The sequence below is a fragment of the Oceanobacillus sp. Castelsardo genome (assembly GCF_001659985.1).
Classification (GTDB): Bacteria; Bacillota; Bacilli; order Bacillales; family Amphibacillaceae; genus Oceanobacillus.
The window spans coordinates 48,276-61,779 of the sequence record NZ_LYCS01000014.1 but is presented as its reverse complement, the minus strand read 5'-3'; the positions used below and the strand labels follow the sequence as shown (position 1 = coordinate 61,779).

General features: G+C 37.8%; 11 protein-coding genes and 1 pseudogene. 10 read left to right on the top strand and 2 right to left on the bottom strand.

The genetic code is table 11. The annotated features are described in order from the left end of the window. Positions 1-133: 133 nt before the first annotated feature. Positions 134-1,936, top strand: a complete 1,803-nt coding sequence (glmS, locus tag A9178_RS17135) for a glutamine--fructose-6-phosphate transaminase (isomerizing) (protein ID WP_068677485.1) — start codon at positions 134-136, stop codon at positions 1,934-1,936. Between the two features lie 347 nt (positions 1,937-2,283). Here the strand turns inward: glmS and A9178_RS17130 are convergent, their stop codons facing one another. Next, positions 2,284-3,294 (bottom strand): DUF3231 family protein, encoded by a 1,011-nt coding sequence (locus A9178_RS17130; protein ID WP_068677483.1) that lies wholly within the window; start codon positions 3,292-3,294, stop codon positions 2,284-2,286. A gap of 307 nt (positions 3,295-3,601) precedes the next feature. On the opposite strand from A9178_RS17130, the gene A9178_RS17125 reads away from it, so the two are divergent. The 8 genes and pseudogenes from A9178_RS17125 (at position 3,602) to A9178_RS17090 (ending at position 10,869) form a co-directional block, all read left to right on the top strand. After that, the gene (locus A9178_RS17125; RefSeq protein ID WP_068677481.1) at positions 3,602-4,912 is read left to right on the top strand and encodes an MFS transporter; all 1,311 of its coding nucleotides are present in this window, start codon (positions 3,602-3,604) and stop codon (positions 4,910-4,912) included. A gap of 270 nt (positions 4,913-5,182) precedes the next feature. Continuing rightward, positions 5,183-5,896: a FadR/GntR family transcriptional regulator gene (locus A9178_RS17120; protein WP_068677479.1), complete on the top strand. Its 714-nt coding sequence runs from the start codon at positions 5,183-5,185 to the stop codon at positions 5,894-5,896. Between the two features lie 40 nt (positions 5,897-5,936). Then, on the top strand, positions 5,937-6,653 hold the full coding sequence (locus A9178_RS17115) for a (Fe-S)-binding protein (protein ID WP_068677477.1): 717 nt from the start codon (positions 5,937-5,939) through the stop codon (positions 6,651-6,653). Between the two features lie 17 nt (positions 6,654-6,670). Then, positions 6,671-8,107 carry a LutB/LldF family L-lactate oxidation iron-sulfur protein gene (locus tag A9178_RS17110; protein WP_068677475.1) on the top strand — a complete coding sequence of 479 codons (1,437 nt, stop codon included), beginning with the start codon at positions 6,671-6,673 and terminating at the stop codon, positions 8,105-8,107. Further along, complete coding sequence (locus tag A9178_RS17105; RefSeq protein WP_068677473.1) at positions 8,091-8,792, top strand: LutC/YkgG family protein; 702 nt, start codon at positions 8,091-8,093, stop codon at positions 8,790-8,792. The genes A9178_RS17110 and A9178_RS17105 overlap by 17 nt, the downstream gene beginning before the upstream one ends. A 102-nt stretch (positions 8,793-8,894) precedes the next feature. Further along, positions 8,895-9,245, top strand: coding sequence for a DUF2200 domain-containing protein (locus tag A9178_RS17100; protein ID WP_068677471.1), 351 nt, complete (start codon positions 8,895-8,897; stop codon positions 9,243-9,245). A 328-nt stretch (positions 9,246-9,573) separates the two neighbouring features. Further along, positions 9,574-9,867: pseudogene (locus A9178_RS17095) on the top strand (methyl-accepting chemotaxis protein); the annotation flags it as partial. Positions 9,868-9,921: 54 nt separating this feature from the next. Continuing rightward, complete coding sequence (locus tag A9178_RS17090) at positions 9,922-10,869, top strand: ring-cleaving dioxygenase (RefSeq protein ID WP_068677467.1); 948 nt, start codon at positions 9,922-9,924, stop codon at positions 10,867-10,869. 322 nt (positions 10,870-11,191) lie between these two features. Here the strand turns inward: A9178_RS17090 and A9178_RS17085 are convergent, their stop codons facing one another. Continuing rightward, positions 11,192-12,052: a LysR family transcriptional regulator gene (locus tag A9178_RS17085; RefSeq protein WP_068677465.1), complete on the bottom strand. Its 861-nt coding sequence runs from the start codon at positions 12,050-12,052 to the stop codon at positions 11,192-11,194. A 124-nt stretch (positions 12,053-12,176) separates the two neighbouring features. Here A9178_RS17085 and A9178_RS17080 point away from each other — a divergent pair, with 124 nt between their 5' ends. Beyond that, positions 12,177-13,463 carry an NCS2 family permease gene (locus A9178_RS17080; protein ID WP_197482213.1) on the top strand — a complete coding sequence of 429 codons (1,287 nt, stop codon included), beginning with the start codon at positions 12,177-12,179 and terminating at the stop codon, positions 13,461-13,463. Positions 13,464-13,504 lie beyond the last annotated feature (41 nt).

Below are 13,504 nucleotides of genomic sequence, written 5' to 3'. Positions count from 1 at the left end.
TTATTGCACAAAGGAATGATGCAAGATGACTATGAAAAAAACACGAGAAAGGGGCAGAAAAGCGCCCCGAGGATTAAAATGATTTTAAAAAATCTTCACGTTTGTCTGCCCCTTATCATAGGAGGACAACGAAATGTGCGGAATTGTAGGTTATATTGGAAATAATGATTCAAAGAATGTTTTATTACACGGATTAGAAAAATTAGAATATCGCGGTTATGACTCGGCCGGTATTGCTGTTTTGAATGAAGAGGGCGTTCATCTAACTAAGGTTAAAGGACGTATTGCTAATTTAAAAGAAAGTGTGGATGACTCTGTACAAGCAACGATGGGGATTGGTCATACACGTTGGGCGACACATGGAATCCCAAGTACAACCAATGCACATCCACATCAAAGTACGTCAGGTAAGTTTACTATTGTTCACAATGGTGTCATTGAAAATTATCAAGACTTAAAGCGGGAATATTTAAGTGATGTCACATTCCTAAGTGAAACGGATACAGAAGTAATCGTTCATTTAATCGATAAATTATATAAAGAGCATCAAGACACGCTTACAGCTTTTCGTAAAGCGATGAGTCTTTTAAAAGGTTCTTATGCAATCGGCATGATTGATGCAGATGATTCTGAAACACTATATGTATCCAAAAATAAGAGTCCATTATTGATCGGTTTAGGTGATGGATTCAATGTTATTGCTAGTGACGCGATGGCTACACTTAAGGAAACGAATCAATATCTTGAAATTAATGATAAAGAAATTGTATTAGTTAAACGAACTAGTGTACAAATCCAAAAACTAGATGGTACAGTCGTAGAACGTGAGCCGTATACAGCGCAAATTGATGCAAGTGATATAGAAAAGGGAACGTACCCACACTATATGTTAAAAGAAATTGATGAACAGCCAATTGTTATCCGGAATATTATTAAGGAATACAAAGGTGAAAATAACGAAATAAAACTTAATCAGGATATTCGTCATGCGATGCAGGGAGCAGATCGAATTTATATTATAGCAGCAGGAACGAGCTATCATGCAGGTCTAGTTGGTAAAGAGCTATTAGAAAAACTAGCGAACATCCCAACAGAAGTTCATGTGGCAAGTGAATTCTCCTATAATATGCCACTGCTTTCTGAAAAACCGTTATTTATATTCATCTCACAAAGTGGTGAGACAGCAGATAGCCGTGCCGTATTAGTTAAAATTAAGGAAATGGGACACTCAGCATTAACGATTACGAATGTCCCAGGATCCACCCTTTCTCGTGAAGCGGATTATACACTACAGCTATATGCAGGACCGGAAATTGCTGTTGCATCTACTAAGGCATATACAGCTCAAATTGCCGTACTTTCTATTTTGGCAGCTGACTCAGCAGCTGTTAAAGGCAAAGATATAGAAATGGATTTGATTAAGGAACTAGCAATTGTTTCTAGTGCGATGGAAGTTTTAACAGATGAGAAAGAAGAAATGGAACGTTTAGCTAGAGAGTATTTATCCACTACTCGAAATGCCTTTTTCATTGGAAGAAGCGGGGACTTTAACGTTTCTCTTGAAGGTGCATTGAAGTTAAAAGAAGTTTCTTATATCCAAGCAGAAGGTTTTGCGGGTGGCGAGCTCAAACATGGAACCATTGCTTTAATTGAAGAGGGAACCCCAGTTATTGCAGTTTCCACTCACGAAAATGTAAACTACTCTATTCGAGGTAATGTTCAAGAAGTTGTTGCTCGTGGTGCCAATATTTTAATGGTAAGTATGAAAGGATTAGAAGAAGACACAGATGCTTTTGTCTTACCGAAAGTACATGAACTTCTAACTCCACTAGTAAGCATCGTACCTTTACAACTATTAGCATACTATGCAGCATTACATCGTGATTGTGATGTAGATAAGCCGAGAAACCTTGCGAAGAGTGTTACGGTGGAATAATAATCTATCAAACGTTTGTTTTAACCAAATATCAATTACTCGGGCTGGATCCAATATGGGTTCAGTCTTTTTTCATTATCCCCGGTTTAGATGAAAGCAAAAAAAGCAGGGTTTTATTTTCCTTCCCTGCTAGTATAAACATGGAATTCAATTTTGAAGTAAAAAAGTTTATTACAGAATAGACTTTAGGTCAGTTTCTTTCTTAGAATCCATTGTCGGGAGCCAAATTATTCCGAACAATATACTGAATAGAGTTGCTTTAGCAGAATTGTCCAAATCTGGGGGCACTACTCCAAGGTAATACTTCCAATTGGCAGCGTTCCCCATATGATCTAGCTCACATTGCCTTATTTCGCCAACTTTTTTCTATCTGCTGCAATTGGTGGTTGTTCCATCCAGGCATTATTAATCATAATGTTTGCTCCCTGATTGGCATACTTTCCTACTTCAGCCATTAATCGGGCATAATGAACACCTAAATCATGTCTAGGACTGATAGACATAGAAGTCCCGTATTGGCCCATACCAGAAGCGATAAGTGTTGTAACAAGAAACATCATTAATTTATCCGAAAAAGGTGCATCCGTTGAATTGGTTACTTCTGAGGTCAAAATACGGGCCCCATCAGAGATGTATTCTTCGTTTAAGATAGATGAGAAAACTTCTAGCTGTTTTGAAGCAATATCACGTCCTTTTTCAAAATACTTTCTAACCTCTTTTGAATTTGCAACTTGAGCGAATCCAGCAACAAGTGCCTGTCCGAGTGCATTACGCCTTGCATTTAATACAAGTGCTGTAATTTCTACACCTATTAATGGTCTTTTTTCTCCAAAGAAGCCCGTCAAAAAGCTATCATTGGTTATAAAGTCGATTTGCTTCGGCTTCGGAATTTGCGGATAACGGATGTAAAGACCTTTTGCTTTGGCTGTATCCTTTGTTATTTTGTACATTCTCTGTGTTTCGTCTACAGCTTCTGAATAAAACTGAATGATATCATCTCGTTCAACTTGTGATGATGCTAATCCGTAAATAGCCATGCTAAAATTAGCTACATTTAACATCAAATCAAGGTATATGCGATCGGAAAAAAGTCTCGGTGCTTCCAAATTAACATCCTGTTCTGTAAAGCCTTGAGGAATTGGATAGTTTTCAGCATTAAATATATCCGTTATTTTCTTTTGATGTTCCTCTGATATTGCTAAAAATTGTTCTAATATGGAACGGATTTCTCCATCAGTAACATGTGTTAAAAAATGACGCAATCCACAAATCATCATCGTGTCATTTTGATACGATGTCCAAAGGGTTGAAACCTCTGCTACTGTTAATTCATCTTGATAGGCATCATTCGTTTCCAATTTTATAAACCTCCATTATATTGTGATACTATTTTTTACCTTATATTCATAAAATATTCCCTTCTTTTCCTCTGATTTTACAATTGTATAATTAACATAAAAAGGAATAAATTTTAAATCGCTGATTGGAATTAAATAATCAGAGTCGGCAAAATAATTATTTTTTTAAGATAATATATTTACAAAATCCAAAACCCATGGTAAGATACGACCATAAGGTTACCCGGTCATCAGATGACTTAAATTTACGGTTAAATTGTAAGCGGTTTAAAATGGGGAGAATTAATTATTTGAGGGGAGAAAAACAATGATAAAGGGGAATGTAAGGGTATTAGCTGCTAGTTTGATAGGTAGCGCGATTGAATGGTTTGATTATTTTTTATATGGGACGGTCGCTGCGTTAGTTTTTAATCAGTTATTTTTCGTAAGTGAGGATCCAGTATTAGGTTTAATTATCGCCTATACTTCCTTTTCGGTTGCCTTTTTCCTACGACCTATCGGTGGGGTTCTTTTTAGTCATATTGGGGACCGTTTAGGTAGGAAAAAGACGTTAGTATTAACGCTCAGTTTAATGGGCTTGTCCACTTTTGGGATGGGTTTACTGCCTACTTATCAAGTTATTGGTATTTGGGCGCCGATTTTTCTAACTTGTTTACGTTTCGTACAAGGATTAGCACTTGGTGGTGAATGGGGCGGTTCTGTACTGTTAGCGGTTGAATATGCCCCGAAAAACAGAAAAGGATTATTTGGAAGTGTGCCGCAAATAGGGATTTCCCTAGGATTAATTTTAGGGTCCTTAGTTATGTCGGTGATGACACTTTTACCGGAAGAACAGTTTATGTCTTGGGGATGGCGAGTGCCGTTTTTATTAAGTGTTTTACTTGTTTTATTCGGTTTGTGGATACGGAAAGGGATTGATGAAACACCTGCATTTAAGAAAGCCCAAGAGGCGGGCGAAATATCAAAACTTCCGATTGCAGATACATTGCGTTACCATTGGAGAGCAGTGTTAATTGCAATGGGGGCAAAAGTAGTTGAGACGGCACCATTCTACATATATGGAACATTTATCGTCTCGTATGCAACATCCAATTTGTCATTTAGTGAATCAGAAGCTTTGAATGCGGTTGTCATTGGTTCCTTAGTTGCTACGATTCTTATTCCGATTATTGGGCATCTATCCGACCGAATTGGTAGAAAGAAAATTTACTTATTTGGTATTGTGGCTACTGTATTATATGCTTTCCCATATTTTTGGATGCTGCAACAAGGTTCGGTATTTTTACTTGTTTTAGCAACGGTAATTGGCCTTGGATTCATTTGGGGCTCACTCAATGCCGTTCAGGGGACGATGATGTCAGAATTTTTCCCTGCAAAAATCCGTAACACCGGTATTTCATTAGGCTATCAGCTTGGTGCAGCAGTTGCAGGAGGAACGGCTCCACTTGTGGCAACAGCATTATTAGCTACCTTTAATAATTCTTACGTTCCAGTTGCTCTTTATATGATGTTGGCCGCTGTGATTAGTCTTATTGCCATTATTTCTATAAAAGGTAACGGTCATGTAAAGGAAGAAACAGATTCAAAACTTGAAGAAATGAGGGTGGGACATAACTAAAGTGTTTAACCCTAAGGACGAACAATTCGCTATCTAAGCGAAGTATATTTCCGGAGCGATTGTTCGCTCCAACCATGTTTGGATTAATAAATTTCAATTAAGAATGAAAGGTGACGAAATTACTTTAGACATCCATAAAAACACTCATACTTGGTGCCAAGTCATTATTTATGAGTGTTTTTATCACTTTCAATAAATCAATCATCACAACTAGAGAGGATATAATGGATTAATAGGATCCAACAACGATGAACAGGAGTGGAACATAAATTGGAATATAAAAAAATAAGAAGGAAAAAAATCTATGAAGAAGTGGCTGATTCTCTAATCGAGATGATTAAAAATAAACAACTAAACCCAGGAGATAAATTAGATTCTGTTGAGAAACTAGCAAATCATTTTGATGTTGGTCGGTCTGCTATACGGGAGGCACTTAGTGGCCTTCGTTCCATGGGATTACTGGAGATGAGGCAAGGGGAAGGAACCTATGTGAAGGCTTTTGATCCGTCCAGATTCACTTTGCCTGTTACAACGGCCTTTTTAATGAAGAAAGACGATGTGAAGGAACTTTATGAACTTCGGAAAATCTTAGAGGTTGGAACAGCCAGCCTTGCTGCAGAAGTTTATGAAGAGGAAGATTTAATACCAATAGAAAAGGCATTAATCGTCATGAAAAATGCAAAAAATAATGATGAAGTAGCAGCAAGTGCGGATACAGATTTTCATATGGCAATTGCAAGTGCAACACATAATCAATTACTAATTAACCTAATGAGTAGTGTGTCTGATCTTCTAACTGAATCCATTCGTGAAACAAGGAAAGTCCTGTTGTATTCACGGGGGCAATCTGAAAAGTTATATTTGGAACATGAACGAATTTTTCATGCTCTAAAGTCTAGGGATTCAGAACTTGCAGGACGGTATATGCGCGATCATTTAGAAGAAGTAAATCAAGATTTATTTAAACATATTGATAAATGGTAGGAAGTTATTTGGAAAGTCTACATAAGAAGAGGTGAGCGGTTTGAAAGTATCCTTATTTATTACGTGTTTAAGTGATATGTTTTTTACAGATGTGGGGAAAAATACGGTAGAGATTTTGGAACGAGCTGGCTGTGAGGTGGACTTTCCTGCATCCCAGACTTGTTGCGGCCAACCCGCTTTTAATAGTGGTTATTTAAAAGAAGCGAAACAATCTATGAAACAGATGATGCGGAGTTTCAGAGATTCAGAATATGTTGTGGGCCCGTCTGGATCGTGTGTTGGAATGTTAAAGGAATATCCCAAAATATTTGCGGGGGATTCGGAGTGGGAAGAGGCTGCCAAGGACCTTGCCGATAAATCCTATGAAATCACGCAATTTCTTGTGGATGTTCTTGGTATCACAGATGTTGGTTCGACATTTAAAGGAAGAGTAACCTATCACCCATCATGCCATATGACGAGAATTCTTGGGGTGAAAGATCAACCTAGAACACTGCTACAGCATGTGAAGGGAGTAGAATTAATTGAGCTTCCTGTTGCGGAGGATTGCTGTGGCTTTGGTGGAACATTCGCGGTGAAAAATGCTGACATCTCTCGTGAAATGGTAAAGGAAAAGTCGAGGCATGTATCCGAGACGGGAGCGGACTACTTGGTCGGTGGTGACATGGGATGTCTCATGAATATTGGTGGGAGAATGCGTAGGGAAGGGAAACAAGTGGAAGTTGTCCATATTACAGAAATATTAAATACACACTAATGGATGGAGGGGTTTACATGAGCGTGAAAATTGGGGAGGCTCCTTATAAAGAACGTATAACAAAAGGGATTGAGAATGACTTCATGCGTGAAGCCGTTTCTTCCGCACAAGGGAGATTTAGAGCTGGGAGACTGACGCGTGCAGAGGAACTTGGAAACTGGGAGGACTGGCGACAATTAGGAGAAGAAATTCGAACACATACATTGGAAAATATTGATTTCTATCTACAGCAATTGAGTGATGCCGTTTCTGAGAAAGGGGGAAATGTCTATTTCGCGGAAACTGCTGAGGATGCGAACCATTATATTCAGAATGTCGTTAAAAAGAAAAACGCCAAAAAGGTAGTGAAAGCGAAGTCAATGGTAACGGAAGAAATTGGTTTAAATGATGCAATCAAAGATTTAGGGGTGGAGGTGGTCGAGTCAGATCTTGGGGAATGGATTTTGCAGTTGGATGAGGAAGCCCCGTCCCATATCGTTACACCTGCTCTACATAAGAACAAGAAGCAAATCCGTGAAACATTTACTAAAAAAAGAGGCTATGATCAATCCGATGACCCAGAAGAACTTGCTGCTTTCGCCAGAAAAGAATTACGAAAAGATTTCCTGGCAGCGGATGTTGGTATTACAGGATGTAACTTTGCAATCGCCGAATCAGGAGCCATTACGTTAGTGACGAACGAAGGAAATGCAGAAATGGTAACGACCCTTCCAGATACAGTTGTTACGGTGATGGGGATGGAACGGATTGTGCCTACGTGGGAGGAAATGGAAGTGCTTGTTAGTTTATTGACGAGATCGGCTGTCGGACAAAAGCTAACCAGTTATATTACCGCTTACGGGGGGGCACGTTTAGAGGATGAAATAGATGGCCCGGATGATTATCATCTTGTCATTGTGGATAATGGGCGTTCGAAAATTTTAGGAACAGAATTTCAAGCTGCCCTTCATTGTATACGTTGTGCATCCTGTATCAATGTTTGTCCCGTATACCGACATGTTGGAGGACACGCGTACAATTCCATTTATCCGGGACCAATTGGAGCGGTCATTACGCCGTTATTGGATGGATATGATGATCATCAAGAACTTCCTTATGCATCCACTTTATGTGGTGCATGTACAGAAGCGTGTCCGGTTAAAATCCCGTTACATGAAATGCTTATCCGCCACCGACAAATTCTTGTGGAAAGAGAAAATAAAGCACCAATGTCAGAGAAAATTTTAATGAATGGGTTTGCCAAGTGGTCATCCAGTCCGGCCGCTTATAAAATAAGTACGAAATTAGCAAGGCCTGCTTTAACCCCGTGGATCAAAGATAAGGATAGGATTGAAAATGGGCCGGGACCTCTAAAAGGATGGACGGATGTACGTGATTTTCCCGCTCCAAGTAAAAAGTCGTTTCGCGCTTGGTTTAAAGAAAGGGAGAGTGACTCACATGAGCATTCAAAATAGAGAATCCTTCTTAAATAACCTAGCCGGCAGACTTCATAGGCCTCGCCGAACCCAGGGGGTAAGTCGACCAGACTGGAGTGTTTATCCACAATATGACGTATTGAAGGGGATAACACAAGATGAATTGGTTGAAGTTTTAGAAAAACAATGTGAAGCTATCCATACCGATTTTATCCACACAGATCGGAAAGGTTTGCCAAAACTTCTAGAGGAAACAATCAGGAACTATAATGGAAAGTCGATGATTGTATCCAATGATTCTCGTAACGAAGAATATGGATTAAGCGGTTTGTATAAAGATTTAGATAGAGATTTAAATGTCCATATTTGGGATCCCAGATTAGGAAAAGGAAACCAGGTCATTGCGGAACAAGCAGATGTAGGAATTACATTTAGTGATATTACATTAGCTGAATCAGCTACGGTGACATTATTTAATAATAAAAACAATGGTCGCTCGATTAGTTTATTACCCAAAACGTATATAGCCATTATTCCAAAAAGTACGCTTGTACCACGCATGACACAAGCAGCTAACCAAATTCATGAGGCCACCATGAAGGGGGAAGAGGTTGCATCCTATGTAAGCTTTATTTCTGGCCCAAGTAATAGCGCAGATATCGAAATGAATTTAATTGTTGGAGTACATGGGCCGATCAAAGCAACCTACATTTTAGTTGATTAAAATCGTAAGTAGATGGTGGTTGCGAAGCTTTACTCCCTCGGATAAAATTGTCCAAAAGGGTGTTTTTGTGCCTCGAGCACAACGAAAGGAATGAAACATATTATGAGCAAACATCGGATATATACCATGAGTTTTGCAAGTGTCTATCCTCATTATGTTGCGAAGGCGGAGAAAAAAGGGCGTACGAAAACAGAAGTCAATGAAATCATCCGTTGGTTGACAGGATATAGCCAGGAAGAGTTCGAAGCGCAACTGGAAAAACAGACAGACTTTGAGACTTTCTTTGCGGAAGCTCCCCAACTGAATCCTTCGCGGTCTTTAATCAAAGGTGTGATCTGCGGTGTCCGAGTGGAAGATATCGAAGAGCCTACGATGCAGGAAATTCGCTATTTGGATAAGCTAATCGATGAGTTGGCTAAGGGAAAGACGATGGAAAAGATATTGCGGAAATAATAATTAAAGAAAAAGAAACACTGATTCTATTTATAAGATTAAAAGAATCGGTGTTTTTCTTAATTTCTAATAAACCTTCAATTTGACAGTGAAAAGGCATACGACTGAGGCGGTTGAAGCTATTAAAAGGGAGGATAATGTGTGATAAAATCCTACAAGTGAATCCAATATGATTATGGCTATAAAAAAGTTAACATGGAAAGATTCCTTGAATAATATTATTAGTTTGACAACCAGAAGGAATTGGTTGTAAAATTATATTTAATTAAAGATATCTGAAAGGATTATAATTTTTTTAGTAATTATCTCTAATTCGTAATAAATTGACTTGAAATTAAACGCATCTATAGAAGCAGCTCGTGCAGGTGAACAAGGAAAGGGTTTTAGTGTGGTTGCTTCGGAAGTTCAAAAATTATCCTTAAATACATCTAAAGCGATAGAAAAGGTTGAAAAAATTTTAGAGGATATTAATTCATCTGTACGAAACATTGTTACAAGTATTAATACTATGAGTGATAAAATTCAATCACAGGCTGCTGTGACAGAAGAAATTAATAGTACAACGAAGAATATCCATGGAATGTCAGGGAGTTTATTGTCTTTGATTAAGAAATTAAATTAACAAAGTTTTCGATTATCACTTGATTAGTAAATTGAAAAAGAGGAGGAATTATTGATGTATAAAATTCCAGGACATCATCACATTTCTATGATTACAAAGAACGCAAGTCAAAATAATTACTTTTACAAACAAGTGCTTGGTTTGCGTCGTGTGAAAGTGACAGTGAACCAAGATGATCCATCGATGTATCACTTATTTTATGGAGATAAAACAGGTAGCCCGGGTACTGAACTAACATTTTTTGAAATTCCTTTAGTAGGAAATACATATCCCGGGACAAATGCAATTACTAGAATTGGATTACTCGTTCCATCGAAAGACAGTCTATATTATTGGAAAGCTAGATTTGAGAAGAACCGTGTAGCTCATGGTGAAATCACAATGTATGCCAATCGCCCTGCTTTGAAATTTGAGGATCCTGATGGACTTCGTTTGGTGCTACTCGTTTCAAACGGAGAAAAAGTGAAGCATTGGGAAACTTGGGAAAAGTCTGACGTTCCAGAAGAGCATCAGATTCAAGGAATGGGTTCTGTGGAAATGACGGTACGGAGACTTGATAAAATGGCGAGCACCCTTACAGATATGTTTGGCTATACAGAAGTTAGTAGAAGTGAAAGAGAAGCGGTTTTCCAGTCAGTCGAAGGAGAAGTTTTTGGAGAAATTATTGTGAAATATATGGATGGTCCTTCCGAAAAACCAGGTCGTGGTAGTATCCATCATTTAGCAATTCGTGTGAAAAACGACGATGAGCTCCAGTTTTGGGATGAACAAGTGAAACAAAGGGGCTTCCATTCATCAGGGATTGTAGACCGTTTCTACTTTAAGAGCCTATATTTCCGTGAGTCAAACGGTATTCTTTTTGAAATTGCAACGGATGGACCAGGATTTACTGTTGATGGAGATGTGGAACATTTAGGAGAAAAACTTGATTTGCCACCATTTTTGGAAGAAAGGCGAGCAGAAATCGAGGCAAAGCTCACTCCTATTGAAGAGAACGAATAATGGAGTAAGGAGTACACAAGTGTTCGAAAGGGAATAGAGGGACAATCATTAATTAGGGGTTTTGATATTGTCTACTAATATAATAAAAAACAGTGATAGCTACAAAGGCTATTATTACAGTAGACCATTGAGGGTTATTGGTTAAAGACGATGTAAAACGATAGTGATTAATCTACTTTAATTGTTAAAGTAGATTAGAACTGAATCTAGGTATTAGGTTCAGTTCTTTTATTTTGTGTAGCCTTTGCGATATGTTTCGAGGTTTTCTTACCGGAATGGAATACAATTTTGGGTAGATCTAATCATATTTTTATTATAGTCTTCAGGCTCTCTTTACTAGCTCTAAAAAATTCTTAGCAGTAGCAGAGACATAATGTTTTTCAAGGTAAATAACTCCTAATGAAGATACCAAATTGACATCATTTATCAGTGTTGAATAAAGACATTTGTCACCATATATATCTACAACAGACTTTGGAACAATTGTTGCCCCCATTCCAACTTTAACCATCTCCATTAAAATGTGCATATCAGAGCACTCCGCCATTTTGTTTAATTGAAGGTTTTGCCTTGAAAATGCTTCAAGAATCGTACTATAGATGCCCAAGCCCTCTGTACTTGGAATGATAAGGGGAATATCTGAAATCTCTTCCAATGTAATAGTGTTTGTTTTTTTATTTGTTACGAAATAAAAGGGCTCATTCATGAGATGATGATAAGTCAAACCACGATGTTCAAGTGGAAGACGTACAAATGCCATTTCGATAGCCCTCGTTTTTACCATTTCTGCTAGATAAAAAGAATCGTTTTGAACAATTTTTAATGAAACAAGTGGATACTTTTTGTGGAAGGATTGAAGCACTTCCGAAATTCCTGAAAGAGATAAGGTGTTGATTCCTACAGCGAGTATACCCTTTTTACCTTCCTCAGTTTCTTGTATTTCACTTTTTATTTCTTCTACACTATTAACAAGATGTAATGCTCTTTTGTAAAGTACATGACCTTTATCAGTTAATTCCATACTCCTACCACTTCGCTCGAACAATTGAACTCCCAATTCTTCTTCCAATTGTTTCAACTGAATACTTAATGGTGGCTGAGACATATGTAATCGAGTCGCCGCGGCTGTTAAATTCTTTTCCTCAGCAATGGCTATAAAATATCGTAATTGTTTAAGGTCCATAGATTTCTCCTTGTATTTAAAATTAATATAGTATTTATTCAAATTATATATTTTCCATATAGATAAGTCCATGTTACCATTACCTTTATATTCATTTGATAGGTAAATTAGGAAGGGGATGAATATGGAACGTTTTTTCAAATTCAATCAATATGATACGACGATTACAAAAGAGATTTCTGTAGGTCTTATATCCTATATAACAGTAGCCTATATTATTATTGTAAATGCGACGATTTTGGCAGAAGCAGGAATTCCGATGGAAGCAGGTATTATTGCCACGATATTAGCCAGTTTTTTTGGTTGTTTGGTTCTCGGTTTATGGAGTAATACTCCTCTCCTCCTTATTCCAGGTATGGGGCTCAATGCGATGTTTACTTATACAATCGTTCAATCTGGAGGATTTACCTGGCAGGAAGCCCTAGCGATGGTATTTGTTTCAGGATTAATTTTTGTTGTTATTGCCTTTACACCAATGGCTAAGATAATTACATCCTCTATTCCTAATTCCTTAAAAGAAGCCATTACCATTGGGATTGGAATCTTATTGATTTTAATTGGTTTTGAAAATGCAGGTATAATTACGAAATCTGAGCACACGTTACTTGCAATTGGAGATTTAAGTAGCCCCACAGTGCTCATAACATTTGTTGGTTTGATTATTACCATTTTATTATTTGTTAATAATATACCTGGAAACCTATTGTTAAGTATCATAATTACATCGATGTTATTAATTTGGCTAGGGGGATCTACATTTGAGGGAGTCTCCCTTTCTATGCCAGACTTTCATGAGTACCTTACAGTGTTTGGTCAAATATCATGGTCACAAGCAGGAAATATCATTTTCTGGTTAACTTCCATCTCTTTTGCAATGGTGATTGTATTTGAAAATATTGGCTTGATACATGGACATAGCAATATGCTAAGCCGTCCTGAAAGTAGCAAGAAATCACTTCAGGCTACATCTATTTCCGTTCTGTCTTCCGGAATCTTTGGTACGAGCCCCACTGTAGCTTCAGTGGAAGCAGCGGCCGGAATAACAGCGGGGGGAAGAACAGGGTTAACGAGTATTGTGACTGGATTTATGTTTTTAATTTCTCTTTTGTTTATACCCGTTATTAAAATAGTCCCTGCTAGTGCGGTTTCTCCAATTCTGATATTAATTGGGATGCTTATGTTGCAAAATATTGTTCATATTCGGGTGGATGACTTAACAGAGAGTTTTCCAGCACTTTTAATTATTGTATTGATTCCCTTAACGTATAGCATTGCAGATGGCATGGCAATTGGTTTTATTCTGTATCCGCTAATAAAGCTTTTAACAGGGAAGGGGAAGGAAATTCATCCTGCGCTTTATATGATTGCTGTTCTGTTTATCAGCAATTTTGTTATTCAGTACGTATTTTAATAAAAAACTAAAAAAACAATAAAATAATTACCAGGATGGTG